The organism is Massilia agri (assembly GCF_024753255.1).
Lineage (GTDB): Bacteria > Pseudomonadota > Gammaproteobacteria > Burkholderiales > Burkholderiaceae_D > Telluria > Telluria agri.
Genome location: NZ_JANUHA010000013.1, coordinates 102,122 through 128,846 on the forward strand (window position 1 = coordinate 102,122; position 26,725 = coordinate 128,846).

At 63.3% G+C, this 26,725-nt stretch carries 27 protein-coding genes and 6 tRNA genes; 3 read left to right on the forward strand and 30 right to left on the reverse strand.

The annotated features are described in order from the left end of the window. Positions 1 to 139 precede the first annotated feature (139 nt). Positions 140 to 394, forward strand: a complete 255-nt coding sequence (locus tag NX780_RS17665) for a hypothetical protein (protein WP_258829193.1) — start codon at positions 140 to 142, stop codon at positions 392 to 394. 232 nt (positions 395 to 626) lie between these two features. Here NX780_RS17665 and NX780_RS17670 read toward each other — a convergent pair whose 3' ends face one another. From NX780_RS17670 to NX780_RS17815, 30 genes are all read right to left on the reverse strand, one after another. Continuing rightward, positions 627 to 3,404, reverse strand: coding sequence for a TonB-dependent receptor (locus NX780_RS17670; RefSeq protein ID WP_258829194.1), 2,778 nt, complete (start codon positions 3,402 to 3,404; stop codon positions 627 to 629). 421 nt (positions 3,405 to 3,825) lie between these two features. Beyond that, a tRNA-Cys gene (locus NX780_RS17675) sits at positions 3,826 to 3,899 on the reverse strand. 133 nt (positions 3,900 to 4,032) lie between these two features. Further along, positions 4,033 to 4,106: transfer RNA gene (locus NX780_RS17680), tRNA-Cys, on the reverse strand. A 76-nt stretch (positions 4,107 to 4,182) separates the two neighbouring features. After that, a tRNA-Gly gene (locus tag NX780_RS17685) sits at positions 4,183 to 4,258 on the reverse strand. A 29-nt stretch (positions 4,259 to 4,287) separates the two neighbouring features. Beyond that, positions 4,288 to 4,363 (reverse strand) — tRNA-Gly (locus NX780_RS17690). Positions 4,364 to 4,417: 54 nt separating this feature from the next. After that, a tRNA-Gly gene (locus tag NX780_RS17695) sits at positions 4,418 to 4,493 on the reverse strand. A gap of 81 nt (positions 4,494 to 4,574) precedes the next feature. Further along, a tRNA-Gly gene (locus tag NX780_RS17700) sits at positions 4,575 to 4,650 on the reverse strand. Between the two features lie 108 nt (positions 4,651 to 4,758). After that, entirely contained in the window at positions 4,759 to 5,337 is a 579-nt protein-coding gene (gene pgsA, locus NX780_RS17705; protein WP_258829195.1) for a CDP-diacylglycerol--glycerol-3-phosphate 3-phosphatidyltransferase, read from the reverse strand. 126 nt (positions 5,338 to 5,463) lie between these two features. Next, positions 5,464 to 7,461, reverse strand: a complete 1,998-nt coding sequence (uvrC, locus tag NX780_RS17710; protein ID WP_258829246.1) for an excinuclease ABC subunit UvrC — start codon at positions 7,459 to 7,461, stop codon at positions 5,464 to 5,466. Between the two features lie 84 nt (positions 7,462 to 7,545). After that, entirely contained in the window at positions 7,546 to 7,947 is a 402-nt protein-coding gene (acpS, locus tag NX780_RS17715) for a holo-ACP synthase (RefSeq protein WP_258829196.1), read from the reverse strand. Continuing rightward, positions 7,948 to 8,721 (reverse strand): pyridoxine 5'-phosphate synthase, encoded by a 774-nt coding sequence (locus NX780_RS17720; RefSeq protein ID WP_258829197.1) that lies wholly within the window; start codon positions 8,719 to 8,721, stop codon positions 7,948 to 7,950. A 17-nt stretch (positions 8,722 to 8,738) separates the two neighbouring features. After that, a complete protein-coding gene (recO, locus tag NX780_RS17725; RefSeq protein ID WP_258829198.1) occupies positions 8,739 to 9,530 on the reverse strand; it encodes a DNA repair protein RecO in 792 nt (263 codons plus the stop codon). Positions 9,531 to 9,554: 24 nt separating this feature from the next. Continuing rightward, entirely contained in the window at positions 9,555 to 10,451 is an 897-nt protein-coding gene (gene era / locus NX780_RS17730) for a GTPase Era (RefSeq protein WP_258829199.1), read from the reverse strand. Beyond that, positions 10,448 to 11,242 (reverse strand): ribonuclease III, encoded by a 795-nt coding sequence (gene rnc / locus NX780_RS17735; protein ID WP_258829200.1) that lies wholly within the window; start codon positions 11,240 to 11,242, stop codon positions 10,448 to 10,450. The genes era and rnc overlap by 4 nt, the downstream gene beginning before the upstream one ends. Before the next feature lie 38 nt (positions 11,243 to 11,280). After that, positions 11,281 to 11,697: a DUF4845 domain-containing protein gene (locus tag NX780_RS17740; RefSeq protein ID WP_258829201.1), complete on the reverse strand. Its 417-nt coding sequence runs from the start codon at positions 11,695 to 11,697 to the stop codon at positions 11,281 to 11,283. Positions 11,698 to 11,712: 15 nt separating this feature from the next. Continuing rightward, the gene (lepB, locus tag NX780_RS17745) at positions 11,713 to 12,627 is read right to left on the reverse strand and encodes a signal peptidase I (protein ID WP_258829202.1); all 915 of its coding nucleotides are present in this window, start codon (positions 12,625 to 12,627) and stop codon (positions 11,713 to 11,715) included. Next, positions 12,627 to 14,420, reverse strand: coding sequence for a translation elongation factor 4 (gene lepA / locus NX780_RS17750; protein ID WP_258829203.1), 1,794 nt, complete (start codon positions 14,418 to 14,420; stop codon positions 12,627 to 12,629). The genes lepB and lepA overlap by 1 nt, the downstream gene beginning before the upstream one ends. Before the next feature lie 286 nt (positions 14,421 to 14,706). Next, complete coding sequence (locus tag NX780_RS17755; RefSeq protein WP_258829204.1) at positions 14,707 to 14,988, reverse strand: glutaredoxin family protein; 282 nt, start codon at positions 14,986 to 14,988, stop codon at positions 14,707 to 14,709. Beyond that, positions 14,988 to 16,466 (reverse strand): DegQ family serine endoprotease, encoded by a 1,479-nt coding sequence (locus NX780_RS17760; protein ID WP_258829205.1) that lies wholly within the window; start codon positions 16,464 to 16,466, stop codon positions 14,988 to 14,990. The genes NX780_RS17755 and NX780_RS17760 overlap by 1 nt, the downstream gene beginning before the upstream one ends. Positions 16,467 to 16,618: 152 nt before the next feature. After that, positions 16,619 to 17,056: an RseA family anti-sigma factor gene (locus tag NX780_RS17765; protein ID WP_258829206.1), complete on the reverse strand. Its 438-nt coding sequence runs from the start codon at positions 17,054 to 17,056 to the stop codon at positions 16,619 to 16,621. A 29-nt stretch (positions 17,057 to 17,085) separates the two neighbouring features. After that, the gene (rpoE, locus tag NX780_RS17770; RefSeq protein ID WP_258829207.1) at positions 17,086 to 17,688 is read right to left on the reverse strand and encodes an RNA polymerase sigma factor RpoE; all 603 of its coding nucleotides are present in this window, start codon (positions 17,686 to 17,688) and stop codon (positions 17,086 to 17,088) included. A gap of 63 nt (positions 17,689 to 17,751) precedes the next feature. Next, complete coding sequence (locus NX780_RS17775) at positions 17,752 to 18,252, reverse strand: hypothetical protein (protein WP_258829208.1); 501 nt, start codon at positions 18,250 to 18,252, stop codon at positions 17,752 to 17,754. Between the two features lie 145 nt (positions 18,253 to 18,397). Next, entirely contained in the window at positions 18,398 to 19,648 is a 1,251-nt protein-coding gene (gene fabF, locus NX780_RS17780; protein WP_258829209.1) for a beta-ketoacyl-ACP synthase II, read from the reverse strand. A 38-nt stretch (positions 19,649 to 19,686) separates the two neighbouring features. Next, on the reverse strand, positions 19,687 to 19,926 hold the full coding sequence (acpP, locus tag NX780_RS17785) for an acyl carrier protein (protein WP_020653257.1): 240 nt from the start codon (positions 19,924 to 19,926) through the stop codon (positions 19,687 to 19,689). 182 nt (positions 19,927 to 20,108) lie between these two features. Beyond that, entirely contained in the window at positions 20,109 to 20,846 is a 738-nt protein-coding gene (gene fabG / locus NX780_RS17790; protein WP_258829210.1) for a 3-oxoacyl-ACP reductase FabG, read from the reverse strand. A 25-nt stretch (positions 20,847 to 20,871) separates the two neighbouring features. Next, a complete protein-coding gene (fabD, locus tag NX780_RS17795; RefSeq protein ID WP_258829211.1) occupies positions 20,872 to 21,810 on the reverse strand; it encodes an ACP S-malonyltransferase in 939 nt (312 codons plus the stop codon). A gap of 176 nt (positions 21,811 to 21,986) precedes the next feature. Beyond that, positions 21,987 to 22,973, reverse strand: a complete 987-nt coding sequence (locus NX780_RS17800; RefSeq protein WP_258829212.1) for a beta-ketoacyl-ACP synthase III — start codon at positions 22,971 to 22,973, stop codon at positions 21,987 to 21,989. 25 nt (positions 22,974 to 22,998) lie between these two features. Next, positions 22,999 to 24,027, reverse strand: coding sequence for a phosphate acyltransferase PlsX (gene plsX, locus NX780_RS17805; RefSeq protein ID WP_258829213.1), 1,029 nt, complete (start codon positions 24,025 to 24,027; stop codon positions 22,999 to 23,001). A gap of 206 nt (positions 24,028 to 24,233) precedes the next feature. Further along, positions 24,234 to 24,416 (reverse strand): 50S ribosomal protein L32, encoded by a 183-nt coding sequence (gene rpmF / locus NX780_RS17810; protein WP_005666806.1) that lies wholly within the window; start codon positions 24,414 to 24,416, stop codon positions 24,234 to 24,236. Between the two features lie 219 nt (positions 24,417 to 24,635). Beyond that, entirely contained in the window at positions 24,636 to 25,145 is a 510-nt protein-coding gene (locus NX780_RS17815; RefSeq protein WP_258829214.1) for a YceD family protein, read from the reverse strand. Between the two features lie 175 nt (positions 25,146 to 25,320). Here NX780_RS17815 and NX780_RS17820 point away from each other — a divergent pair, with 175 nt between their 5' ends. After that, on the forward strand, positions 25,321 to 25,953 hold the full coding sequence (locus NX780_RS17820; RefSeq protein WP_258829215.1) for a Maf family nucleotide pyrophosphatase: 633 nt from the start codon (positions 25,321 to 25,323) through the stop codon (positions 25,951 to 25,953). An 11-nt stretch (positions 25,954 to 25,964) separates the two neighbouring features. Next, positions 25,965 to 26,714 carry an SAM-dependent methyltransferase gene (locus tag NX780_RS17825; RefSeq protein WP_258829216.1) on the forward strand — a complete coding sequence of 250 codons (750 nt, stop codon included), beginning with the start codon at positions 25,965 to 25,967 and terminating at the stop codon, positions 26,712 to 26,714. Positions 26,715 to 26,725: the final 11 nt, after the last annotated feature.

The window sequence follows — 26,725 nt, forward strand, 5'->3', positions numbered from 1 at the left end:
AGGTGCGGCATGGCCCCTCTCACAAACCACGAACTCCCGCCATGGGTCGGTCGCGGCCCTTTGCATAAGACTGTTTGCGGCCAGAAGCAAAAGTAGGTGGCCCAAAGACATTCAGATATTGGACTCATCGGAATATTGTATGAATGAAGCTCAACCACTTCTCTGTGCAGCTGCCAACGCGGAAGTCCCGGCTTACCTCGTTCTCTGCCAGAAAGCGTATACCGTTACGGCACCGGTAAACGACGGCTGGTATGCTGAGAAAGACGGCATGCGTTTTCGGGCCGAAAGCTTGATTGAGCTGCTTGGACTTGTCAGCATGCATGAGGCACGTGGTAACAATTGGACAGCAGCGGATCAGGAGATTGATGACTTTTTGGCGAAATACAATCGTTGAATTGTCCGCTTTGGGTTGGGGAGCGTACGTGCGCGGGGCCGGTTTATTCTGCGACGGCTTCGCAAGTATGGCCAGACATGGCGCCCACCCGGCTGTGCATCGTGAAGCAATTGCTGGGCATCCCGCTCAGAGTCTTCAATAGATAGCGCTGACAGCTCCAATGAAAACGGGCGTTGCCGGTCTGAACCGGGCAACGCCCTTCTTGCTACGCGATGTATTCGAGCGTCGGAGACTACATCTTCCAGCGCATGGCAACCGAGACCGAGCGTCCAACCTGGACCGTACCGAAATTGGTCAGCTGCTCATTGCCCGCATTGCCGAAGTGGTAGTACTGCCGCTGCATTTCGTTCGTCAGGTTGATGGCGCCGACATCGACCGACATCCTGTCGTTGACCTTGTACGAGATCTGCATGTCCACGCTCTTTTCCGGCTGACGCCAGATACCGATCGGGTTGGCAAACAGGGCGGCTTCGTTAGCAGCCAGGAATGCGGAACGCCAGACGTAGGACAGGCGCGCGCTGACCGGGCCCTTTTCGTACGCCAGGGTGGCGTTGTAGGAGCGGTCGGAGACGCCGAAGAACGGTGTCTCGAGCTGGGCGATGATCTCGCCGGCGTTATTGGCCTCTGGTACGTTCTGCGACGAGCTGAGTCGGGTAAAGCTGCCCTGGAAGCCCAGGCCTTCCAGCGGGCGCGGCAACCACTTCGGGAAGTAGATCAGGCCGAGTTCGATGCCTTTGATCGTGCCGTCGGAGGCGTTGACCGGCGAGTTGATGACGTAGTCATAGCCGTTCGTATGGTCGCCGCCCGAGGTAGAGTCGCGGAACGGGTCGTCCGCCGGGTCGACGTGGATCCTGCGACGCAGAGGCACGACCAGGCCGTCGATCTTGCGCTTGAACACAGTGCCGTAGAGTGCGCTGTCCTTCTGGAAATACCACTCGCCCGTCAGGTCGAAGTTCGTCGAGAGCGTCGGCTTCAGGTCTGGATTGCCGCCAGTGCCCGAGCCATACCCCACCCGCGACACGTCGTCGGCGAGTTGCAGGACGGGATTCAGATCGCCGAAGTTCGGGCGGCGCAGGGTTTTACCAAAGTTGAAGCGCGTGACGACGTCCTTGGCCGCGTCGTAAGTCAGCGTCAGGCTGGGCAGGAATTTCTTGGTCGACTTGTCGGCGCCCGAGGCCGTGACCGCCTTGGTGGTGGCATCGACCTTGTAGAAGACCATGTCGGTATCGACTTTGGTGTAGCGCACGCCGACATTGGCGCGCAGGCGATTGCCGAACAGCTCGCTCTGGAAATTGCCCATCAGGTAGAGATTGCTCGTCTTTTCCTCGATCTCGAAGGTCTTCTGCAGCCGCAGTTGGTCCGTGGTCAGGAAGTTGCTGTTGACCGAGTTATACAGCTTGCGCCAGTCGTCGATGTGGTCGCGGATGTAGTAGGCATTGGGCTCCACCCATGCGCGCGGAACGTCCGAGATGTCCTTGCCGAAGTTCGCATTGGTAATGGAATACTCCGGCCCCAGCGAGGCGAGGTTGCGGCCCAGGAAGGCCGATTGCGTCCGGTTGGCCTCCGACGCCTTGCGCACGTCGTGGCGCATGCCGAACTGGAGCGTCTGCAGCGCACCCCAGCCGGCATCGAAGACGCCCGACAGGCTGGCCGTCGCGGCGCTGCCCTTGTTGCGGTTGGCGTTATCGTAGAACTCCGCAACATTCCACTTGCTCGGGTCGGTGAGGTCGGCATTGTTATTGAAGCTGAACGCGGTATCGCCGCCGGCATTGAAGTCGACATTGATGGACGGTGCGACGCGATCGATCCGGGTGGCCGTGAATTGCGTGTCGAACTCGCTCGTCTGGTACGACAGATCGCCGTCCAGCTTCAAGCGGTCGCCGATGTCCCACTTGCCGTTCAGGGCATACACGAAGGTATCGGTTTTCGACGTGGTGTAGTCGCCGCTGTTGAAGCCATAGACGTTATTGACCGTACGGGTCTTGATGACGTTGGTTCCCGGGAAGGTCGTGATCGTCCCCGCGGGGTTGCTGCCGAGATCGCCCCACCAGTCGACGAAGCTGAACAGCAGCTGGTTGAACGCCTTGTCGCGATAACCGTTGTACATCGTTTCGAAGGTGTAGACCGCGTCGCTGTTCGGCTTCCACTGCAGGGCGATATTCGCGGCGGGACGCTCGCGTTCACCCTGGACGTCGCTCTGGAAGATGGCGTCGCGCGCCAGGTAATACGGATATGCCTGGCCGTTGAAATTCAAGGTCGAACCAGCGGCCATCGGCAGGCCGGTACGGGTACCAGCTGGCCAGATATTGTTGTCGGTGATGCGCTGCAAAGGCGTATAACCTGGCGGAACCTCGGCCGCATTCGGGCTGGTAAACGGGACCATGGCGCCCGGCGTCACGCTTTCATTGCGGTATTTCGTCTTGGTGCCCGCCAGATTGAGCAGGGCGCCGACCTCGCCGATGCCGGTTTCCCAGCGATTGCTGAACATGGCGCTGACTTGCGGGTTCCACTTCTCCGCAGGATCCAGGTAGGTCCCGCGCGCCGTGAGCGACACCTGCGGCCCCTTGAAATCGAAGGGCCGAAGCGACTTGACGTCAATCTGGCCTGCGATGCCGGTTTCCAGCTGGCTGGCGTCGCGCGTCTTGTAGACGTCGATCTGGCGCACCAGGGTCGAGGGAATGTCCTGGAGCGCGACCTGCGTGCCCGAGGCGGTGAAAATGTTGCGGCCGTTCCAGGTGGTCTGGACATCGGGCAGGCCGCGGATGGACAAGGCGCCGACCTCGCCGCCGGCGCGATTGGTAACCTGGATGCCCGTCACGCGCTGCAGCGCTTCGACGACGTTGTTATCGGGTAGCTTGCCGATGTCTTCGGCGACAACCGATTCCACGACCTGGTCATTGATGCGCTTGACCGCCAGGCTCTTGATGAGCGATGCCTTGACGCCGGTGACGACCACGGTCTGGGCTTCACCCGGCTCCGTCGTCGTCTCTGCGGCTGCTTGTGCCCACACCGAGGCGCTGCTGAGCAGACCGGCGCCCATCAGCGCTGTGACAGTCCGCTTCAAGGCTAATGGACGTGCTGATGCTTGCGATTTCATACGTCTCCTGTATTTTTTAGTTATGAGTAATTTAGTTCTTAAACTGGAATTGCTATAGATCATGTTAGAGACCCAACAATGATCGAGCTAATGACTTTTTCTGGGTTTCCAATATCGGTTTCGATATCGGCCTGGTCTTTTAGCTAGCAAAAGCGGAGGCGGCATCCAGATGCCCGTGCCGTTCCGGACACGAAGCGCCGCGCGGTCGCAGCGAAGAACCCGGCAAAAAACGGAAGGCGCAGGCGCGCAGGAAGTCCAGGCATGGATGAGACAGGTGTGCGGCTTTGCCGGGCGCACCAACGCAAACGGGCCCCGAATGGGACCCGTTCTGATTTGGAGGCGAGGACAGGAATCGAACCTGTCTCGGCGGCTTTGCAGGCCGCTGCATAACCTCTTTGCTACCTCGCCAGAACCTATCTTAGGCCACTGGCCGCATGAGCTTATGCGCTGCCGCAAGCCTTGCACATCTGTCATGAATGCAATTGCACGGACCCGGGTTGGAAAAGCAACGGGCCCCGAAGGGCCCGCGCTAGATACGTTCTGGAGGCGAGGACGGGAGTCGAACCCGTCTAGACGGCTTTGCAGGCCGCTGCATAACCGCTTTGCTACCTCGCCAGAGGTGATCTTGGGAGAGTTGACCCGGCCGGTTATGTGCCGTGTCAACCGAGAAGGAAAATCTTCTCAAGAATTCTGGAGCGGGAGAAGAGTCTCGAACTCTCGACCTCAACCTTGGCAAGGTTGCGCTCTACCAACTGAGCTACTCCCGCATTGGAGTTCATCTTTGTCGTAAAACCTGTGGAGCGGGAGAAGAGTCTCGAACTCTCGACCTCAACCTTGGCAAGGTTGCGCTCTACCAACTGAGCTACTCCCGCATTGGAGTCTTACTACCTGTTACGCCTGTCGCGCCAACTCACCGTGAGGCAAACTGGAGCGGGAGAAGAGTCTCGAACTCTCGACCTCAACCTTGGCAAGGTTGCGCTCTACCAACTGAGCTACTCCCGCGTTCAGGACAATCATTATTACAGAACTTTGACATTTTTTCAAGATTGCCTATCGTGCAGAGCACTGATCATCTTGAAACTTTGGAGCGGGAGAAGAGTCTCGAACTCTCGACCTCAACCTTGGCAAGGTTGCGCTCTACCAACTGAGCTACTCCCGCTTCGTCTTTCATTCTGCAACGATGTCGTCGCAACAGGCAGGCATTATAGAGATTCTATTCCGTACGTCAAGGATGACACCGAACATTTCTTATTTCTCATTAGGGCCGTTAAAGCGAACCTGCCTTCTCCTTGATCAGCGGCCAGGCCTTGCGCAGGTAGTAGAACATCGACCACACGGTCAGCACGCCGGCCAGCCACAGGAAGTACTCGCCCCAGTAGTGGGTGTCGATGCCGGCAATGACATCGTGGAAGAGCAGCATCGGGATCGCGGTCATCTGGGCGGCGGTCTTGATCTTGCCGAGCGAACTGACGGCCACCGACTTGGTCGCGCCGATCTGCGCCATCCATTCACGCAGCGCCGAGATGGTGATCTCGCGGCCGATGATGATGAAGGCGATGATGGCGTTGACCCGGTCCAGCTGCACCAGCACCAGCAGCGCGCCGGCCACCATCAGTTTATCCGCCACCGGATCGAGGAAGGCCCCGAAGGCCGAGGTCTGGTTCCAGCGCCTGGCCAAAAAGCCGTCGAACCAGTCGGTAATGGCGGCGATCACGAACACAAGCGTGGCCGCCAGGTTGCGGTCGGCCAGCGGGAGCCAGTGGGCGGGGAGGTAGAAGACACCGACAACGAGGGGAATCAGCGCGACGCGTAACCAGGTCAGGAGAATCGGGATGTTGAAAGGCATGGAAAAAGCACTGATTACGGGAATGAAAGTGTGGGCGTTAGTCTACATGGGTATTGCAAATTGGACTAGGTGACTCGTCTGTATGTGAACGCCCAAAAGAAAACCGGGGCATGGCCCCGGTCGGAATCAGTGCAGCTGGCGGTAGATCTCTTCCGCCAGCGTACTCGAGATGCCCTCCACCGACATCAGGTCTTCCACGCTGGCGTCGATCACGCCACGCAGCCCGCCGAAGCGCGCCAGCAGGCGCTGGCGGCGCTTGGCGCCGATGCCTTCGATCTCCTCCAGGCGCGAAGCTTGTCTCGCCTTGGCGCGCTTGGCGCGCATGCCGGTGATCGCGAAGCGGTGGGCCTCGTCGCGGATCATCGCCACCAGCATCAGGGCAGCCGATTCCTTGCCCAGCTCCTGCGGCGCGCGGCCGTCGGCGAAGATCAGGGTCTCCAGGCCCACGCGGCGGCCCTCCCCTTTCGCCACGCCGACGATCATCGAGATGGGCAGACCCAGCTCCTCGAAGACCTGGCGCGCCATCTCGACCTGGCCCTTGCCGCCGTCGACCAGCACGATGTCGGGCATGACGCCCTCCCCATTGGCCACCTTCTCGTAGCGGCGCTGCAGCACCTGGCGCATGGCGGCGTAGTCGTCGCCCGGCGTGATGCCGTTGATGTTGAAGCGGCGGTACTCGCCGTTCTGCATCTGGTGGTGGTGGAAGACCACGCAGGAGGCTTGCGTCGCCTCGCCCGCCGTGTGGCTGATGTCGAAGCACTCGATGCGCAGCTCATCCAGGGTGTCCTGGTCGAGCTGCAGCACATCGGCCAGCGCGCGGGTGCGCGCCTGCTGCGAGCCCTGCTCGGACAGCAGGCGCGCCAGCGCGATCTCGGCGCCCTTGCAGGCCATCTCCAGCCACTGGCGGCGCTGGCCTTGCGGCTGGAAGATCAGGTTGATACGGTGTCCGCACTGCTCGCTCAAGGCCACGATCAGCTCCGGCTGGTCGAACTCGATGTTCAGGATCAGCGTGCCCGGGATGAACTGGCCCGCATAGTGCTGGGCCAGGAAGGCACACAGCACCTCGACCTCGATCGGACATTCCCCGAGCGACTCGCCCACATGCGTGGGGAAATAGGCGCGGTCGCCCAGGTGGCGCCCGCCGCGCACCATGGCCAGGTTCACGCAGGCGCGGCCGCCCTGCACCACCACGGCGATCACGTCGACGTCGGCGTCGCCCACCGTCTCCATGCTCTGCGCGTGCAGCACCTTCGACAAGGCCTGGATCTGGTTGCGGATGCTGGCGGCCTGCTCGAACTTGAGCTCCATCGCGTAGGCCTGCATCTTCTCCTCGAGGTCCGCCAGCACCTCGGTCTGGCGGCCGCGCAGGAAGCGCGCCGCGTTGTCGACGTCGCGCGCGTAGTCTTCGGGCGTGATCAGGTCGACGCAGGGCGCGCTGCAGCGGCCGATCTGGTGCAGCAGGCAGGGACGCGTGCGGTTGCTGTAGACGCTGTCCTCGCAGGTGCGCAGCAGGAAGACCCGCTGCAGCAGCTGGATCGATTCCTTGGCCGCCCAGGCGGATGGGAAAGGACCGAAGTACTGGTTCTTCTTGTCGAGCGCGCCGCGGTAGTAGCCCAGGCGCGGCGCTTCTCCGCCGGTGATGCGGATGTAGGGGTACGATTTATCGTCGCGGAACAGGATGTTGTAGCGCGGCTTGAGCGTCTTGATCAGGTTGTTTTCCAGGATCAGCGCTTCCGCCTCGCTGCTCGTCACCGTCGTTTCCAGGTGCGCGATCTGCGACACCATCATGGCGATGCGCGGGCTCGAGAGGTTCTTCTGGAAGTAGCTCGAGACGCGGTTCTTGAGGTTGCGCGCCTTGCCCACGTAGAGCACGTTCTGGTTGGCGTCGAAGTAGCGGTAGACGCCCGGCAGACCAGGCAGTTTCGCCACCGTGGCGAGCACCTGTTCGCGCGCCGCTTCGCTCGGCTGCACCGGTTGCGCGGCGTCGCCCTTCAATGTCGCTTTCAATTCTTCTTTCATGGCCTGCCAACTGTCCGGCCGCACCCGTGGCGCGACCGACTCCTGTTTCCTGATCCTGGGTCTGGCGGCGCCGATGCGCGCCGGTTTTGCTGCCGGCGCCGGCATCGCCGCCCCGCCGCTCGCCACATGGGCGACCGCCTCTTGCGCGGAGCCCTGCTCTTCCTTGCTCACGTCCTGCTCACTTCTACCTTATGCGGCCACGTCCTTGGTCACGATCACGAAAGCCACGGCATAATCCGCCTCGTCGCTGATCGACACCTGCGCGCTCAAGCCATTCGCGCGCATGAATTCCGCCAATGCCCCGCTGCACACGATGGTCGGCTTGCCGCCGGGCGCGTTGAACATCTGGGCCGAGCGCCAGGTCATGGGCATGCGCATGCCCAGCCCGATCGCCTTCGAAAACGCTTCCTTGGCCGAGAAGCGCGTGGCCAGGAAACGCAGTCCCCGCACCGCATGTTTCGCGCTGCGTGCATGGTACTTCACCAGTTCCTCGGGGCCGAGGATCTTCTCGGCGAAGCGCGGCCCGCTCCGTAGAAGGGCCGCCTCGACACGCGAGATCTGGACGATGTCGGTGCCGATCCCGTAGATCATTTACGCACCCTGCCCGTACCGCACGCCCAGGCGCGCGGCGACCATGATCGCCTTCATCTCGCGCACCGCGTTCTCCCAGCCAGCGAACAGGGCATGGGCGACGATGGCGTGGCCGATGTTCAGCTCGTGGATGTCGGGGATGGCCGCGATCGGCTGGACGTTCGTGTAGTGCAGGCCGTGGCCGGCGTTCACGCGCAGGCCGCGCGAAGCGCCCGCATGCACGCCCGCCTTGATGCGCTCGATCTCGCGCAGCGCTTCCTCGCCTTCCGCTTCCGCATAGCGGCCCGTATGCAGCTCGATCACGGTCGCGCCCACGTTCTTCGCCGCCTCGATCTGGGCTTCGTCCGCATCGATGAAGAGCGAGACGCGGATGCCCTCTTCCTTCAGCTGCTTCACCGCGGCTTCCACTTCCTTGTAGTAGCGGATCACGTCCAGGCCGCCCTCGGTGGTCACCTCTTCGCGGCGCTCGGGCACCAGGCACACGTCCTGGGGCTTCACGCGGCAGGCGAAGTCGATCATCTCGGTGGTGACGGCCGCCTCCAGGTTCATGCGGGTGGCCAGCTGCGGGCGCAGGGCCAGCACGTCCGCATCCTTGATGTGGCGGCGGTCTTCACGCAGGTGCAGGGTGATCAGGTCGGCGCCGGCCTGCTCGGCCAGCAGCGCGGCGCGGATCGGGTCCGGATAGCTGGTGCCGCGGGCGTTACGCACGGTGGCGATGTGGTCGATGTTGACGCCCAGGTCGATGACGGGGCCTGCGGGTTGGAGGAAGCTCATGTCGGTTCTATCGTTAATTAAAGCTGGCTGAGGTCGATCAATATCTGGCGCGTGTTCAGCGGCGCGCCGTTCAGGTGGTGGGCCAGCAGGAAGCGCATCAGCTGCTTGCTCTGCGCCTGGGTGGCCGGGTCGCTGTAGTCCTCGCCCTCCATGTCGAGCAGGGTCTTGCCGCTCACGACAGGCCAGACGTCGGCGGGCAGTGCCTCGCGCGCGCCCTTCTCGGGGTCGACCACATAGTCGCAGGCCGGGTCCACGGGCCCACGCGTCGTCGTGCAGCGCCCCAGGTCGGCGGCGACGCCCGTTTCCTTAAGTAGGGCCCGTTCGAACTTTCGCAAGACGATGGGCGGCGGCTCGCCATGGGCCAGCTGGTTCAAGGTCGAGACATAGTGGTCGAACAGGGCCGGATGCTTGTCATCGCGGGCCAGCAGCTTCACCAGCAGCTCGTTGAGATAAAAGCCGCACAGCAGCGCGGTCCGCTCCAGCGGCAGCATGCCGCCCACCCACTCGGCGTCGATCAGGGTGCGCAGTTCCGACTTGCCGCTGAAGGAGAGCGAGAGCGGCTGGAAGGTCTGCAGCACGCCGCGCAGTTTGGAGAGCGGCCGCTTGGCGCCCTTCGCGACCACGCCCACGCGGCCGAAGTCGCGCGTGAACATGTCCACGATGAGGCTGGTTTCCTTGTAGGGGTAGCTGTGCAGGACGAAGCCGGGCTGGCCCGTCACGCGGGTGTCGCGTACGGGTGGGCGGCTGCGTTTTGCAGTCGCCGGAACAGCCTGTTCCGGCGTGTCGATGAGGTCGTCTGTGCTGGGCATGCGCTCTAGAACGGCCTCCAGGGATTACTCGTAACCGTAGGCGCGCAGGCCGGCTTCGTTGTCGGCCCACCCTGATTTTACCTTGACCCAGATTTCCAGGTACACCGGGCCACCGAACAGCTTTTCCATGTCCAGGCGCGACTGGGTCGAGATCTCTTTCAGGCGCGCTCCCTTGTTCCCAATGATCATGGACTTGTGGGTATCGCGCTCGACCAGGATGGCGCAGAAGATGCGGCGCAGATTGCCCTCCTGCTGGAACTGTTCGACCAGCACGGTGCTCGTGTAGGGCAGCTCGTCGCCCAGCAGGCGGAACACTTTTTCGCGCACGATCTCGGCGGCGAGGAATTTTTCGCTGCGGTCGGTGATGTCGTCCGGGCCGAAGACCGGCGGGTTTTCCGGCAGGTGGCGCTTGATCTCGGCTTCCAGGGCATCGACCTGGAAACGCATCTTGGCCGACACCGGCACGATGGCGGCGAAGTCGCGCAGGGCCGCAACCTTCTGCGCAAACGGCATCAGGACGGCCTTGTCCTTCATGCGGTCCGATTTATTGATGACCAGCACCACCGGCACGTTCTTCGGCAGCAGGTCCAGCACCTGCTGGTCGGCCGGGCCGAAGGTGCCCGCCTCGACCAGGAACAGGATCACGTCCGAAGAAGTGAGCGTGTTCGAGACGGTCTTGTTCAGCGTCTTGTTCAGCGCATTCGCATGGCGGGTCTGGAAGCCCGGCGTGTCGACGTAGATGTACTGGGCGTCGTCACGGGTCTGGATGCCGGTGATGCGGTGGCGCGTGGTCTGGGCCTTGCGCGAGGTGATCGACACCTTGGCGCCGATCAGCACGTTCATCAGGGTCGACTTGCCGACGTTCGGGCGGCCGACGATGGCGATATAGCCGCAGCGGAATTGTTCTGGGGTGGTGCTCATGCTGGTGTATTTCCTGGTTGTTCCGTTGGCGCCGAAGCCGTATCGCCCTGGATGGTGCCGATGCCCAGTTTCAGCTGGGCAGCGCGCGGTTTGCTCTTGCGGCTGGACGGCGACTTGGTCAGGGCCGCCTGGGCGGCCTCGAGTGCCAGCCGGGCGGCGGCCTGCTCGCCGGCGCGGCGGCTGCCGCCACGGCCGAAGACCTGCACGTTCAGCTTGGGCACCAGGCATTCGACCTCGAATTCCTGGCTGTGGGCGGCGCCATGGGTCGCCACCACGTTATAGGTCGGCAGCGAGATCTTCTTGCTCTGCAGGAATTCCTGCAGCAGGGTCTTGGCATCCTTGCCCAGGGTGGCCGGATCGACGGTATCCAGCAGCGGAATGATGAAGGCGCGGATCACGTCGCGCGCGGCATCGAAACCGGTGTCGAGGAAGATCGCGCCCAGCAGGGCTTCCAGGGTGTCGGCCAGGATCGAGGGACGGCGGAAGCCGCCCGATTTCAGCTCGCCCTCGCCCAGGCGCAGGAACTGCGAGAGCTCGAGCTTCTGGGCGATCTCGAACAGCGACTGCTGCTTGACCAGGTTGGCGCGCAGGCGCGACAGGTCGCCCTCGTCCAGGTTGGTGAAACGTTCGTACAGGATCGAGGCGACCACGCAGTTCAGGATCGAGTCGCCGAGGAATTCCAGGCGTTCGTTATGCACCGCGCTATGGCTACGGTGGGTCAGGGCTTGCTGGAGCAGGCCCGTGTCCCGGAAGGTGTAAGCCAGGCGCGTTTGCAATAACTGTAGATTCATCGTGTCTCTTGATAGCACCCGGCTGCCCGGGCGCGGTTTTACTGTCCGCCTTCTGCGGGAGCGTCCTTGGCGGCCACCTCGCCGCTCGGATCGGTGGTGCCTTCGTAGTCGATCACCAGGCTGACATTGCCCATCAGCGATACCCGCTTCTCGTAGGCGAAGCTGAGCTGCGGTTCGCCGTTGTCGCGGGTGATGACGAGGTCGGCGCCACGGATGGCGGTGACGTTGTTCATGTCGGCGTTCTTGTCGAAGGCTACCTGCATTTCGCGGTTCGTGCCGCCGGTTTCCTTCGCGCGCTGCATTGCTCCCTTGATCGCACTGTACTCCATATAGGTCGGAATCAGCTTCATGGCGAACACGGCGGCGACGCCGAGCACGGCCAGGACGAAGATCAGTCCGGTCAGCGAAATGCCGGCCTGGCGCGAGAAGGATTGCGGTTGACGCGAAGTGAACATTGGTTTTCTCCGTTGTTACTGGATGCCGCCAATCCGTTTCGGATTGCCGAAGTTCATCCAGACGACGATCGCCTTGCCAACAATGTTCTTGTCCGGTACGAAGCCCCAATAGCGGCTGTCGGCACTGTTGTCGCGGTTATCGCCCATCATGAAATAGTTGCCCTCCGGTACGATACAGGTAAATTTATCGTAGGTGTACTCGCAGGCTTCACGATGCGGGAAATTCTCGACAGCGCCGAGGTCGAGCGTGCGCTTGTTGTCCGTGTTCAGGATACGATGCGGTACGCCCGCCAGATTCTCCATGAACTGCTTGTGGTAGATCGGATGCTGGTCGTCCAGGTAGTCGTCCAGCGGGGTGTATTCCACCGGCTTGCCGTTCACGGTCAGGCGCTTGTTTTCGTAGGTAATCTTATCACCCGGCACGCCAACGACACGCTTGATGTAGTCCTGGCTCATGTCCTTCGGATACTTGAACACCATCACGTCGCCGCGCTGCGGGTCACCGATCTCGATGATCTTCTGGTTCACGATCGGCAGGCGGATGCCGTAGGCGTACTTGTTCACGAGGATGAAGTCGCCCACCAGCAGGGTCGGCACCATCGACGAGGACGGGATCTTGAACGGCTCCCACAGGAAGGAGCGCAGCACGAAGACCAGGGCGATCACCGGGAAGAAGCTGCCCGAGTACTCGATCCAGACCGGCTGGCGGAGAATGCCCTGCTCGATCTCGGCGCGCTTGCTCGTATCGGGCTTGATGCCCTCGGCCTGCAGCTTGGCGTTACGCGCATCGTATTCGCGCAGGGCCGCGTCGGCAGCGCGGCGGCGCTGCTTGGCGAGAACGAACACATCCAGGCACCAGATGACGCCCGTGATGACCATCAAGACGAACAGGATCAGGGCGAAGTTGCCCAGAATGGGTTGCAAGTTCATTATTTTTCTTCCACCTGGAGGATGGCGAGGAAGGCTTCCTGCGGAATCTCCACGGAACCGACCTGTTTCATGCGCTTCTTGCCAGCCTTCTGCTTCTCCAGCAGCTTCTTCTTGCGCGAGATGTCGCCGCCATAGCACTTGGCCAGCACGTTCTTGCGCAGCGCCTTGACGTTCTCGCGCGAGATGATGGTGGCGCCGATCGCGGCCTGGATCGCCACGTCGAACATCTGGCGCGGGATCAGTTCGCGCATCTTGGCCGCTACCTGGCGTCCGCGGTAAGGCGCGTTGGCGCGGTGCACGATGATCGCCAGCGCATCGACCTTCTCGCTGTTGATCAGCATGTCGACCTTGACGACGTCGGCGGCGCGGTATTCCTTGAACTCGTAGTCCATCGAGGCGTAGCCGCGCGAGGTCGACTTCAGGCGGTCGAAGAAGTCCAGCACGATTTCCGCCATCGGGATCTCGTAGTGCAGCTTGACCTGGCGGCCGTGGTAGGCCATGTCCATCTGGACGCCGCGCTTGCCGTTACACAGGGTCATGACCGCGCCAACATACTCTTGCGGCATGTACAGGTTGACGTCGACGATCGGCTCGCGCACCTCGTTGATCTTGGACGGCTCCGGCATCTTCGACGGGTTGTCGACGCGGACCATGGTGCCATCGCGCATCTCGACCTCGTACACCACGGTCGGCGCGGTGGTGATCAGGTCCATGTCGAACTCGCGCTCGAGGCGCTCCTGCACGATCTCCATGTGCAGCAGGCCCAGGAAGCCGCAGCGGAAGCCGAAGCCCAGCGCCTGCGACACTTCCGGCTCGTACATCAGGGCGGCGTCGTTCAGCTTCAGCTTTTCCAGCGAGTCGCGCAGCGCGTCGTACTGGTTGGCTTCGACCGGGAACAGGCCGGCGAAGACCTGCGGCTGGACTTCCTTGAAGCCCGGCAGCGGTTCCGGCGCAGGCTTGGCTGCCAGGGTGACGGTGTCGCCCACCTTGGCGGCGGTCAGTTCCTTGATGCCGGCGATGATGAAGCCCACCTGCCCTGCCGACAGTTCTTGCAGCGACACCGAACGCGGCGTGAACACGCCGACGCTCTCGACCAGGTTCACGGAACCGGTTGCCATCAGGAGGATCTTCTCTTTCGGGCGCAGGGTGCCATTGACCACGCGCACCAGCATCACGACACCGACATAGGGGTCGTACCAGGAATCGACGATCAGGGCCTGCAGCGGCGCATCCTTGTCGCCCGTGGGCGGCGGAACCTTCGCGATCAGGGTTTCCAGCACGTCTTCCACGCCCAGGCCGGTCTTGGCCGAGCAGGTGGTGGCGTCGGACGCGTCGATGCCGATCACGTCCTCGATTTCCTTCTTGGCGTTGTCCGGATCGGCGTGCGGCAGGTCGATCTTGTTCAGGATCGGCACCACTTCCACGCCCAGGTCGAGGGCGGTGTAGCAGTTGGCGACGGTCTGGGCTTCCACGCCCTGGGAGGCATCGACCACCAGCAGCGCGCCTTCGCAGGCCGACAGCGAGCGCGAGACTTCGTAGGAGAAGTCGACGTGGCCCGGGGTGTCGATCAGGTTCAGGTTATAGGTCTGGCCATCGCGCGCCTTGTACTGCAGCGCCGCGGTCTGGGCCTTGATGGTGATGCCGCGCTCGCGCTCCAGGTCCATCGAGTCGAGCACCTGCGCATCCATTTCGCGTTCCGACAGCCCGCCGCACAGCTGGATGATGCGGTCGGCCAGGGTCGATTTGCCGTGGTCGATGTGGGCGATGATGGAAAAGTTACGTATGTTGTTCATTAACAAGCTCAAAACCAAAAGGGCCGCGATTGGGGCGGCGACGGTACGACGGATACGGTCGACTAAGGCAACCGGACAATGCAAAAAAGCGCTCCGTGGGGGCATGCCGGCCCCGGCCGAAGCGCCTTGATGGTGCTGGGAACAGCCCGAAGATCAGCGCGGGCTTTTCCGACCCGGCATTTTACCGGATTCCGGGCGGGAAAGCCCGGTTTTGACCCTGGAGAGGGGCAGAAAGCGCCGTTTTTGCGTGTCGGCAAGGAGAATATGCGGCGCTGGAGGGGCGGATTCAAGCCGCGGCGACGGTGCGGGCGTCCGCCCAGCCGCGCGCAGCGGCCGCGTCGAGGAAGTAATGACACAGTTCGGCACCCGCCGGGTCGCCGTACAGGACCGGCACCAGTTCGTCGAAGCGGGCGACGAGCGCCGGGTCAGCGTCGACGTCGACGACCTGTACCTCGAAGCGCTCGCCCTGCTGCTGCAAGGCCAGCAAGGCCTGCAGCATGTCTTCGCAGAGGTGGCAGTAGCTGCGCGAATACAGCGTGAAGGGAACCACCCGGGTCGGCTGCGACATTATTGGCGCGGCTTCACGACGACGTATTGCGACACGTTCTCGCGACGTACCAGCAGGGCCACCGGCTTCTTCGGATCGAGCTTGGCGACCAGGGCATTGAACTGGGCCGCGTTCGCCACCGCCGTATTGCCGACCTGCGAGATCACGTCGCCCGGACGGATGCCGGCCGTCGCCGCGCTGCCGTCGGCGTTCTCGACCAGCACGCCGCCGTCCACACCCAGTTCGCCGCGCTGGGCCGGGCTGATGTCGGTGACGACCAGGCCGAGCGCATTCGGGGCAGCGCCAGGGCTTGGCTTCTTCGGCGTCGGACGGGCGGTCGGGCTGCGCTCTTCCTGCAGTTCGACGATGGTCACCGGCACGTCGAGCTGGGCGCCGCGGCGCCAGACGGTGACGGTGGCGCGGGTGCCGACCTTGGTCGCGCCCACCAGGCGCGGCAGGTCGCGGGTGGTCTCGATCGGCTGGCCATTGAACTTCAGGATGATGTCGCCGACCTTGATGCCGCCCTTCTCCGCCGGCCCGCCGGCTTCGACCATCGAGACTTCGGCGCCGCGCGCCTTGCCCAGGCCGAGCGACTCGGCGACGTCCTTGGTGACTTCGCTGATCTGCACGCCCAGGCGGCCGCGGGTGACCTTGCCGGTGGTCTTGAGCTGGTCGGCGACGCGCATCACCTCGTCGATCGGTACGGCGAAGGAAATGCCGTTGTAGGCGCCGGACAGCGTGGCGATCTGCGAGTTGATGCCGATGACCTCCCCGCGCATATTGATGAGCGGGCCGCCGGAGTTGCCGGGGTTGACGGCGACGTCGGACTGGATCAGCGGCAGGTATTCGCCGGTATCGCGCGACTTGGCCGAGATGATGCCGGCGGTGACGGTATTATCGAGGTTGAAGGGCGAACCGATCGCCACCACCCACTCGCCAACCCGGATCTTGCTCGAGTCGCCGGTGCGCAGGTAAGGCAGGTTGTTGGCGGCCAGCTTCAGCAGGGCGACGTCGGAGCGGCGGTCGGCGCCCAGCACCTTGGCCTTGAACTCGCGGCGGTCGGTGAGGGTCACGGTGACCTCGTCGGCGCCCTCCACCACGTGGGCATTGGTCAGCACGAAGCCGTCCTGCGAGATGATGAAGCCGGAGCCGACGCCGCGCGCCACCTGTTCTTCCTGCCCGCCCTGCCCAGGGGGCGCCCGGCGCCCGCGCGGTGTCGGCATCTGGCCGCCGAAGAAGCGGCGCAGGAACTCCTGCATCTCTTCCTCTCCCGGGGCGCCCTGGCCGCGGGTGACGCGCTCGGTGGTGCGGATGTTGACGACGGCCGGCCCGACCTTGTCGATCAGGTTCGAGAAGTCGGGCAGGCCGGTGACGAGCGTCGGCGTGGCGGGCACGGGTTGCGCGGCGGCGGCATTGGCAACTTCGGCGGCATGGGCAGTGAGCGACAGGCCGGACAGCAGCGCGGCCGAAAGGAACAGACGGGCAAGTGGTCGGGACATGGATTGGCGATATCAAGGCTGAGATTGACTTTATGGTAAGCCAAAATCGCCACTTTGTCGCGCGCCCCGGCCTTATCCCGTGCCCCCACCGGATGGGGGACTCCTTTGGCCAGAAGGAATGGAAATAGCCCTATGGATACTTGCGCGGCAAGCTAGGTCAATCGTTTCCGCGATTCCTTGGCCGGCCCGTCCAGCGGGGCCAGCGTGGTCACGGGCTGCGCCTCCTCGCCGGCGCCATCGACCGGATCCGCGCCCACCACCACGCCGGGTGCGATCTTGGCCAGCGCATCGGTGGGGAGCGGCGCCCTGCCCGCTCCGCGCCGCAGGGGCGTGGGCTCGGCCGCCAGCCGCGCCGCCAGGCGTTCGGCGAAGCCGGGCGACAGGCTCGGCGCGGCCGGCTCGGCGCGCAGGGCGTCGCTGATCTCGTGGTAGAGCCGCCAGGCTTCGCGGCCGTCGGCCTCGCGCAGGGCCGCCAGGGCCAGTTCGAGGTCGGCGTCCGGCAGCTCGCCGTCCGCAAAGGCGGATATGTAGTCGCGCATTTTCTTGTTCGTGTCCATCTTCTTGCCCGTCGCCATCGTCGGTATGTTCAATTTGCCGTTCCCATCTACGATCCCGCCACCTAGCGACGTTTGTCAACCGGGTAATCGAGCAATGGGCGCAATTTCTCGGCGATTACCTCACGTGCACGGAAAATTCGGCTGCGCACGGTGCCAATCGGACACGACATCACTTCGGAAATTTCTTCGTAGCTCAATCCTTCAATTTCACGCAAGACGATTGCGGTTCGCAATTCCAGCGGCAGGGCTTCCATCGCCGCATTCACCGTGTGCGCAATCTGCTTGCTCGCCAGCACCGACTCCGGCGTGTTGATATCCCTGAGGCTGTCCGCGTCCTCGAAGCCCTCGGCCCGCTCGGCATCGGCCTCGGTGGAGGTCGGCGCCCTGCGGCCCTGGGTGACGAGAAAATTCTTCGCCGTGTTGATTCCGATGCGGTACAGCCAGGTGTAGAAGGCTGAATCGCCGCGGAAATGACGCAGTGCGCGGAAAGCCTTGATGAAGGTTTCCTGGACCACGTCCTCGGCTTCGGCCGGATCGTGGACGAGGCGCGACACCAGGCGCATCAGGCGGCGCTGGTATTTGGCCACGAGCAGGTCGAACGCCTGCCGGTCCCCGGCCTGGACGCGCTCCACCAACACTTGATCACCCTCGCGTTCTGTCGTCACGGACCATGCCCCGTCGGCAGCGAGCGGTCCTCCTGCAATAAGAGTTGGCTCGCTGCAATAAGTTCAACCTATTTCGCGTTCGTTTACCACCACGGCGCCCAGCCCGGCCACGGCGCCGAGCGCCACCGCAAGGGCACGGAAGGCGTCCGGCGCCACGCTGTCGGGGAAAACGACAACGCAGCACCCTCGGCCCGCCCTGCCGCCGGCGGCATCCACGGGTGCGAGGCGCAGCAGCATCAGCTGCGGCCACAGCGTCGAACCCGGCAAAAGCGCCACCTGCATGCCGCCAGGCGCGTCGGGCCGCAGATCTTGTTGTACCGTCAGGCGTAGCCGACCGACTCCAGAAATATCAATGCGATGCACCATTGCAGGACGCAGCGCAGCATGCAGCAGGCATAGGCCGGCGAACAGCAGCGTGGCCGCGACAAGGGTTCCCGCAGGTGTGTGGACAGGCGACAGCAGACCCGCGGCGAGCGCCGCTGCGGCGAGGGATGCGCCGAATCCGGCGGCGAGCATGCGCAGCCGACGCGAAGGCGCAACGACGACGGTCATCGCGATCGACATGGTGTGTTTGGAGGTACGGCGGGCGCCACGGGCCGGGGCCAGGGGCGGGAGGACTTGCGGGGAAAAGCGCAGGACCGGACGGTCGAGGCTGGCAGGCGCCCATCCCGGTTAGACCGGGACGGGCGGAGTCAGTTCAAGCGAATGCTCAGACTTTTGCGAACACCAGGGTACCATTGGTACCGCCGAAGCCGAAGGAGTTCTTCACCGCGTAATCGATGCGCATGTCGCGCGCCGTGTTGGCGACGAAGTCCAGGTCGCACTCCGGATCCTGGTTGAAGATGTTGATCGTCGGCGGCGAGACCTGATTGTGGATCGCCAGCACGGTGAACACCGATTCCAGGCCGCCCGCGCCACCCAGCAGGTGACCGGTCATCGACTTGGTGGAGTTCACGACGAGGCCACCCTTGGCGTGGTCGCCGAAGACGCGCTTGATGCCGCGCACTTCCGCCACGTCGCCCAGCGGCGTCGAGGTGCCGTGCGCGTTGACGTACTGGACTTCGCTGGCATTGATGCCGGCGTTGTGCAGTGCCGCCACCATGCAACGGGCTGCGCCGCTGCCATCCTCGACCGGCGAGGTGATGTGGTTGGCGTCCGCGCTCATGCCGAAGCCGATGACTTCCGCATAGATCTTCGCGCCGCGCGCGACCGCGTGTTCGTACTCTTCGAGCACCATCACGCCGGCGCCCTCGCCCAGCACGAAGCCGTCGCGGTCCTTGTCCCACGGACGCGACGCGGTGGTCGGGTCGTCGTTGCGGGTGGACAGCGCGCGTGCCGAGGCGAAGCCGCCCAGGCCCAGCGGCGAGACGGTCGACTCGGCGCCGCCGGCGATCATCACGTCCGCGTCGCCGTATTCGATCAGGCGGGCGGCCGCGCCGATGCAGTGCAGGCCGGTGGTGCAGGCGGTGACGATCGCCAGGTTCGGGCCACGCAGGCCGAATTTGATCGAGAGATCGCCCGAGATCATGTTGATGATCGATGCCGGGACGAAGAACGGCGAGATCCGGCGCGGACCCTTGGCCGTGTATTCTTCCTTGGTGGCTTCGATCATCGGCAGGCCACCGATGCCCGAACCGATGGTCACACCGATGCGGTCCGCGTTTTCCTCGGTCACGACCAGGCCCGAATCCTGCAGGGCCTGGATGCCGGCGGCCATGCCGTAATGGATAAAGCTATCCATATGACGGCCTTCCTTGCCCGGCAGGTATTCCTCGACATTGAAGTTCTTCACTTCGCCGGCGAAACGGGTCGTGAACTGCGAGGCATCGAACTTGGTAATGTTGGCAATGCCCGACTTACCAGCCAGCGCCGCGTCCCACGCCTCGGCAATGGTGTTGCCGATTGGTGAAATGCAGCCCAGGCCGGTAACGACGACACGGCGGTTGCGTGAACGGCTCAAGCGATTCTCCCAGAAACTTTTAAAGCGACAGCTACAGCTTAGGCCTTGACGTGCGCGGTTGCGTAGTCGATGGCTTGCTTGACGGTGGTGATCTTCTCAGCCTGCTCGTCAGGGATTTCCATTTCGAACTCGTCTTCCAGTGCCATCACCAGTTCCACGGTGTCCAGCGAGTCAGCGCCGAGGTCGTCAACGAACGAGGATTCGATTTTGATGTCTGCTTCTGCAACGCCCAGTTGCTCAGCGACGATTTTTTTAACGCGTTGTTCGATATCCGACATGTTATGGCTCCATTAAGGTATGTGTTGCGGAAAGTGCGCGCATTTTATCAGGTTTGCGCGATGAAAAACTACTTTCGGCGATTGCGACTATTTCCACCGAAATTACTGCTAAAAGAGGCGTACACGCCGGATTTTCTTCCGCAATGCTGCGTCCATCCGGCGTTTCGCCTCTATTAAACCTCTTAATTCATGTACATGCCGCCATTCACATGCAGCTCGGTGCCGGTGATATATGCGGCCTGTGGGCCGGAAAGGAAGGCCACCGCATGGGCGATGTCTTCCGGCTGGCCCAGGCGGCCCAGCGGGATCTGGGTGAGCAGCGCTTCGTGCTGGCCTTCGCCCAGGGCGCGGGTCATGTCGGTATCGATGAAGCCCGGCGCCACGCAGTTGACGGTGATGTTGCGGCTGCCGATCTCGCGCGCCAGGGCGCGGGTCATGCCGGCCACGCCGGCCTTGGCGGCGGCGTAGTTCATCTGGCCCGGATTGCCCGAGGCGCCCACCACCGAGGTGATGTTGATGATGCGGCCGTGCTTGGCCTTCATCATCCCGCGCAGCACCAGGCGCGACAGGCGGCCGACGGCGGTCAGGTTGGTCAGAATGACCGAATCCCACTCCTCGTCCTTCATGCGCATGGCCAGGTTGTCCTGGGTGATGCCGGCATTGTTGACGAGGATGGACAGGCTGCCGAAGGACTTCTGCACGTCGCCGACCACGGCTTCGCAGTTCGCGGCATCGGTCACGTTCAGGACCAGGCCCTTGCCGCCGAATTCCTTCAGGTATTCGGTGATGGCCGCCGCGCCGGATTCGCTGGTGGCGGTGCCGACGACCTTGGCGCCCTGGCGGGCCAGTTCCAGTGCGATGGCCTTGCCGATGCCGCGCGATGCGCCGGTGACGAGGGCGACTTGGTTTTCCAGATTCATGCTGTTCCTCTTCTTATGTGTTTGTTCAGGCGGCCTTGACGGCGGCCAGCACGCGCTCGAGCGAGGCCTGGTCGACCAGGGCTTCGCCGACCAGGACCGGGTCGATGCGCTTGGCCATGCCGATCAGGGTCTTGCTCGGTGCGCACTCGATGACCTGGGTCACACCGCTTGCCGCCACCTTCTGCATGGTCTCGACCCAGCGCACCGGACCGGCGGCCTGGCGCACCAGGGCATCCTTGATCGCAGCCGGATCGTGCAGGATAGCGACGTCCACGTTGTTGATCAAGTCGATCTGCGGTGCGGAGAATTCGATGTTTTCCATGTACTCGCGCAAGCGGTCGGATGCGGGTTTGAGCAAGGACGAGTGGAAAGGCGCCGACACCGCCAGCTTCATGGCGCGCTTGGCGCCCTTGGCCTTGGCGATCTCGCAGGCGCGGTCGATCGCGGCGGCGTGGCCGGCGATGACGATCTGGGTCGGTTCGTTGAAGTTCACGGCCTCGACCACTTCGCCCTGCGCGGCCTCGGTGCAGACGGCGCGCACGTCGTCGGCCTGCAGGCCCAGCACGACGGCCATGCCGCCCTGCCCCACCGGCACCGCGTCCTGCATCGACTGGGCGCGGAAGCGCACCAGCGGCACCGCGTCCTTGAACTTGATCACGCCGGCGGCGACCAGGGCCGAGTATTCGCCCAGGCTGTGGCCGGCCACCAGGTTCGGCACCGGGCCGCCGGCGGCGATCCAGGCGCGGTACACCGCCACGGCTGCGGTCAGCATGACCGGCTGGGTGTTGGTAGTGAGGTCGAGGTCTTCCTTCGGGCCTTCGGCGATCAGCTTGCCGAGGTCGAAGCCGAGGGCTTCCGAGGCCTCGAGCACGGTCTGTTCGACGACCGGGTTGCCGGCGAAGCCGTTCAGCATGCCGACGGCCTGGGCGCCCTGGCCCGTAAACAGGAATGCGAATTTGCTCATGTTCTTGTTCTCTCTGTTCGGAAATGTCGTGGTTCACCGTAGGGTGGTCGGCTTCGCCGACCGCGCGTCCAACTCACGGATGCGCCGTGGTCACGCTTGTACTGGCTGAACGCGCGGTCGGCAGAGCCGACCACCCTACGAATCGCCGCAGTGCATATGCCGCGGCATGAAACAAATTACATGCGGGCGAGGATCGCGCCCCAGGTGAAGCCGCCGCCGACGCCTTCCATCAGCACATTCTGGCCCTTCCGGATGCGGCCATCGCGCACGGCTGCGTCCAGCGCCAGCGGGATCGAGGCGGCCGAAGTGTTGCCGTGCTGGTCGACGGTGACGACCATCTTTTCCATCGGCAGGCCCAGCTTCTTGGCCGTGCCCTTCATGATACGCAGGTTGGCCTGGTGCGGGATCAGCCAGTCGACGTCCGACGGCTGCATCTTAGCGTGTTCGAGCGCTTCCTTGGCGACTTCTTCCAGCACGGTGACGGCCAGCTTGAAGACCGCCGGCCCGTCCATGTAGAGGAAGCCGCTGCCGGCCACGGCGCCGCCGGCCAGGTTGCCCGGGATCGACAGGATGTCGGCGTGGCTGCCGTCGGCGTGCAGCTTGGTGGCCAGCACGCCTGGTTCTTCGGATGCTTCCAGGACGACGGCGCCGGCGCCGTCGCCGAACAGGACGCAGGTGGTGCGGTCATTGAAGTCAAGGATGCGCGAGAACACTTCCGCACCGATCACGAGCACGCGCTTGTACACGCCGGCGCGGATGAAGGCGTCGGCGGTCGAGACCGCGTAGACGAAGCCGCTGCACACGGCCTGCACGTCGAACGCGGCGCTGTTGTTGGCCATGCCCAGCTTGGTCTGCACGATGCAGGCGGTGCTCGGGAAGCTGCCGTGGAAGTCGGGGGTGGAGCTGGCGACGATGACGAGGTCGATGTCGCTCGGGCTCTTGCCGGCGCTTTCCAGCGCCTTGCGCGCGGCGTGCACGGCCAGGTCGGACGCGTTTTCGTCGGCGGCCGCATAGTGGCGGCTCGAAATGCCGCTGCGGGTCACGATCCATTCGTCGGAGGTCTCGATGCCCTTCTCGGCCAGCTGGGCCGCGAGTTCATCGTTGGTGACGCGCTTGGCCGGCAGGTAGCTGCCGGTACCGGTGATCTTGCTGTAGACAGTCATCTCTCCACCATCCTGCTAGGTTTGCTTACGCCTGGCTTGCCTGCTCGCCGGGCGACGTCGGCATCAGTTCGGCGATCAGGGCCGACAGCTGCTCTTGTACATCGTATTTTGCTGCGTCAAAGGCGCGCTGGAGCGCCCATTCGAAGGCATAGGCGTTCGCCCCGCCGTGGCTCTTGAACACCAGACCCTTCAGGCCCAGCAGGCTGGCGCCGTTGTAGCGTTCCGGGTTCAGTTTTTTCAACGACTTGCGCGCCAGCAGCGCGCCGGCCATCGACAGGATGTTCTCGGTGAACACCGACTTGACGAAGCGCGACAGGCCTTCGACCGCCTTCAGCGTGACGTTGCCGACGAAGCCGTCGCAGACGACCACGTCAACCGTGCCCTTGAAGATGTCGTTGCCTTCGACGTTGCCGTAGAAATTCAGTTTACCGCGTTCGTGGTCGGCTTTCAGGATCTGGCCGGTGGCTTTCACCACGTCATTGCCCTTGATCTCTTCGGTGCCGACGTTCAGCAGGCCGATGGTCGGGCGCGGATTGCGCTCCATGGCCGAGCACAGCACCGAACCCATGATGGCGAACTGGTGCAGGTGATGCGGCTCGCAGTCGACGTTGGCGCCGAGGTCGAGCATATAGGTCGGTCCGCCTTTCTGGTTCGGCATGATCGAGCAGATCGCCGGGCGGTCGACGCCGGCCATGGTCTTGAGCACATAGCGCGAGACGGCCATCAGGGCGCCGGTATTGCCGGCGGAAACGCTGGCATTGGCGCTGCCGTCCTTGACCAGCTCGACGGCCACGCGCATGGACGAATCCTTCTTCTTGCGCAGGGCGATCTCGACGGGGTCGTCCATGGTGACGACTTCGGTGGCGTTCTTGACGGTGAGTCGGGGATGCGCTTCCGCGCGATGTTTCTTGAGTTCTGCGCGCAGCGTCTCTTCCAGGCCCACCAGGATCAGGTGAACGTCGGATTGTTTTTTCAGGAAGGAGATGGCTGCCGGAATGGTAACTGAGGGGCCGTGGTCGCCGCCCATGCAGTCAATGGAAATTGTGATTGTCATTTGCTGGGGGATGCCGGCTCACGCAAAGCGGGCGGCAAGATGGGATCGGGGCGTGGCTCGTGGCCCGCCGGGTTCCGCGCAATTCAAAATGACGGAGTGCAAGCTAGATTTGCAGCCGCAAAAAACGAAAATGCGAAAGAAAAAGCGGTGCGACGCAGAAATCATACGTTGCACCGCTTTCATGGTACTAAAGGACAAGACGTCGATTACTCGTCGTTCTTGGTCTTCAGGACTTTGCGACCACGGTAGAAACCGTTCGGGCTGATGTGGTGACGCAGGTGGGTTTCGCCGGTGGTCGGCTCGACTGCCAGGTTCGGTGCGGTCAGGAAATCGTGCGAACGGTGCATGCCGCGCTTCGACGGGGACTTCTTATTCTGCTGAACTGCCATGATGACTCCTAATACATAAGTTCTAAAATTCTAACACATTCGACTTGCAAATACTTGCAGATCGAGTATCCCAGCGGCAATTTCTTGTTCATCCATTGCCGACATGTTTTAACGCTGCCTACATCAACTGCCTACTGCCATACTCGACTACTGCACGCGTTTGACACGTTCTTTCAGTCGTACTGCCGGTACTGCGGTACTACCAAATTCTTTGCTGCTTTATTCGGGCTTGAGATTTTTCAGTGCCGCGAACGGCGAGACTTTTTCAGTCTTCAGGGCGTCCAGGAGCTTGGTGTCCGGACATACCTCGTGTTTCGGTGCCTGCGGCAGGGCCAGCAGGGCTTCGTCTTCCAGCAGCTGGCGGATATCGCACTCGCGGCTGCCGACGATCACGTCGATGCTCTCGTCGTCGAGGATTTCCTCGATCGCATCGGCGTCTTCATCATCCTTGCCGAGCACGAGCATGGTCGACGAATCGATCTCGTAGTCCATCGGCGTCAGGCAACGCTGGCACACCAGCTTCACGGGACCGGCGACCGCCAGGGTCATCGATGGATAACCCTGCTTGGTCAGGCCGCCTTCGATCGACCAGCGAATCTCTCCAGATGTTTCGCCGGTTTTGTCGGCGCACTCTGCCGCCAGGCGGCTCATCTCGGCGACAGGCGTCACGCCCTCGCGGTGTCCGCTATTCCGGCAAAACTCGAAGGCGTCAATGACAAAAGCGCTCATTTGGAAAACTTCCCCGGAAAACCTGCGATAATAACAGGCTTCTCCCCGCAGAGTCAAAGACTTACGGCGTTTTGGGGCCGCTGGCGTTGCAGGATGTCGGCAATTATAAGATTTGCTTGCCGAACTGCATATTCTATCGGCTTTGCTTATAGTTTTGATTCTTTGATAGCCCACTATGATACCAAGTTCCGCGTCCCCGCGTCCGGCGCATGCGCGCCTCATCCTCGCATCCAGCTCCGCCTACCGTCGCGAACTCCTGTCGCGCCTGCGCCTGCCCTTCGAGGCCATTGCCCCCAGCATCGACGAGACCCCGCAGCCCGGCGAGGCGCCGCAGGACACCGCCCTGCGCCTGGCGCGCGAGAAGGCGCAAGCCGTGGCGCGCCAGGCACCCGGCGCCCTGGTGATCGGTTCGGACCAGGTCGCCACACTCGACGGCCTGCAGATCGGCAAGCCCGGTGACCATGCGCGGGCATTGGAACAGTTGCAGCTGATGCGCGGCCGCCGCGTCGTCTTTCATACCGCCTTGTGCCTGTGGGATGGACGCATCGAAGATCCCGCCCAGGCTGCCCAGGTGGAAAACGTGCAGGTCTTCGTCGACTTCCGCGACCTGCCGGACGCGGAGCTGGACGCCTACCTGCGCATCGAACAACCCTATGACTGCGCCGGCAGCGCCAAGAACGAGGGCCTGGGCATTGCCCTGCTCGAACGCATCGAATCAAGCGACCCGACCGCCCTCACCGGCCTGCCCCTGATTGCCTTGACCGGCATGCTGCGCCGCGCCGGCGTGCGCTTTTTCGACAATGAATAAATAGAAACAAGATGCCTGGAACCCTGTACCTGATCCCCAACACCCTCGGCCCCACCACCGCCGCGCCCGGCGCCCTGTCGGCGCTGCTTCCTACCCAGGTGCAAGCGCTGACTTCCCGCCTCGACTATTTCGTGGCCGAGAACGCCAAGACCGCGCGCGCCTTCCTGAAGCTGGTCGCCCTCGACCATCCGCTGGCCAAGCCGCTGCAGGAAATCGAGATCGCCGAACTGAACGTGAACACGCCGCCGGCCGCGCTGGCCCAGCTGCTGGCTCCGCTGCTGGCGGGGCGCGATGCCGGCCTGGTGTCGGAAGCGGGCGTGCCGGCCGTGGCCGATCCGGGCGCCGACCTGGTGCGCCTGGCCCACCAGCACGGGATCGCCGTGCGGCCGCTGGTCGGCCCGTCCTCCCTGCTGCTGGCCGTGATGGCGAGCGGGCTGAACGGCCAAAGCTTCGCCTTCAACGGTTACCTGCCGACCGACGCGGCGCAGCGGACCAAGCGCATCGGCCAGCTCGAGGGACGTTCGCGCGTGGAGAAGCAGACCCAGCTCCTGATCGAGACGCCCTACCGCAACGGGCAGATGCTGGAAGCGCTGGTGGCAGGCTGCCAGCCGGGCACCCTGATTTGCGTGGCGACGGACCTGTCGCTGGAAACCGAGTCGGTCAAGACCTTGACCGCAGCAAAATGGAAAACGGCTCTGGCCGCCGGCAAAGGGCCCGACTTCCACAAGAAGCCGACGGTTTTCCTCTTCCTGGCCCAGTAAGCCGGTTTTAC

Bases quoted from the DNA above. Each gene is read 5' to 3' on its own strand.
- NX780_RS17665 (WP_258829193.1), top strand. From the start codon at position 140: ATGAATGAAGCTCAACCACTTCTCTGTGCAGCTGCCAACGCGGAAGTC.
- pgsA (WP_258829195.1), bottom strand. From the start codon at position 5,337: ATGCCTTTCAACATCCCGATTCTCCTGACCTGGTTACGCGTCGCGCTG.
- uvrC (WP_258829246.1), bottom strand. From the start codon at position 7,461: ATGCCGGCGCCGGCAGCAAAACCGGCGCGCATCGGCGCCGCCAGACCC.
- acpS (WP_258829196.1), bottom strand. From the start codon at position 7,947: ATGATCTACGGGATCGGCACCGACATCGTCCAGATCTCGCGTGTCGAG.
- NX780_RS17720 (WP_258829197.1), bottom strand. From the start codon at position 8,721: ATGAGCTTCCTCCAACCCGCAGGCCCCGTCATCGACCTGGGCGTCAAC.
- recO (WP_258829198.1), bottom strand. From the start codon at position 9,530: ATGCCCAGCACAGACGACCTCATCGACACGCCGGAACAGGCTGTTCCG.
- era (WP_258829199.1), bottom strand. From the start codon at position 10,451: ATGAGCACCACCCCAGAACAATTCCGCTGCGGCTATATCGCCATCGTC.
- rnc (WP_258829200.1), bottom strand. From the start codon at position 11,242: ATGAATCTACAGTTATTGCAAACGCGCCTGGCTTACACCTTCCGGGAC.
- NX780_RS17740 (WP_258829201.1), bottom strand. From the start codon at position 11,697: ATGTTCACTTCGCGTCAACCGCAATCCTTCTCGCGCCAGGCCGGCATT.
- lepB (WP_258829202.1), bottom strand. From the start codon at position 12,627: ATGAACTTGCAACCCATTCTGGGCAACTTCGCCCTGATCCTGTTCGTC.
- lepA (WP_258829203.1), bottom strand. From the start codon at position 14,420: ATGAACAACATACGTAACTTTTCCATCATCGCCCACATCGACCACGGC.
- NX780_RS17755 (WP_258829204.1), bottom strand. From the start codon at position 14,988: ATGTCGCAGCCGACCCGGGTGGTTCCCTTCACGCTGTATTCGCGCAGC.
- NX780_RS17760 (WP_258829205.1), bottom strand. From the start codon at position 16,466: ATGTCCCGACCACTTGCCCGTCTGTTCCTTTCGGCCGCGCTGCTGTCC.
- NX780_RS17775 (WP_258829208.1), bottom strand. From the start codon at position 18,252: ATGTCGATCGCGATGACCGTCGTCGTTGCGCCTTCGCGTCGGCTGCGC.
- acpP (WP_020653257.1), bottom strand. From the start codon at position 19,926: ATGTCGGATATCGAACAACGCGTTAAAAAAATCGTCGCTGAGCAACTG.
- fabG (WP_258829210.1), bottom strand. From the start codon at position 20,846: ATGAATCTGGAAAACCAAGTCGCCCTCGTCACCGGCGCATCGCGCGGC.
- fabD (WP_258829211.1), bottom strand. From the start codon at position 21,810: ATGAGCAAATTCGCATTCCTGTTTACGGGCCAGGGCGCCCAGGCCGTC.
- NX780_RS17800 (WP_258829212.1), bottom strand. From the start codon at position 22,973: ATGACTGTCTACAGCAAGATCACCGGTACCGGCAGCTACCTGCCGGCC.
- plsX (WP_258829213.1), bottom strand. From the start codon at position 24,027: ATGACAATCACAATTTCCATTGACTGCATGGGCGGCGACCACGGCCCC.
- rpmF (WP_005666806.1), bottom strand. From the start codon at position 24,416: ATGGCAGTTCAGCAGAATAAGAAGTCCCCGTCGAAGCGCGGCATGCAC.
- NX780_RS17815 (WP_258829214.1), bottom strand. From the start codon at position 25,145: ATGAGCGCTTTTGTCATTGACGCCTTCGAGTTTTGCCGGAATAGCGGA.
- NX780_RS17820 (WP_258829215.1), top strand. From the start codon at position 25,321: ATGATACCAAGTTCCGCGTCCCCGCGTCCGGCGCATGCGCGCCTCATC.
- NX780_RS17825 (WP_258829216.1), top strand. From the start codon at position 25,965: ATGCCTGGAACCCTGTACCTGATCCCCAACACCCTCGGCCCCACCACC.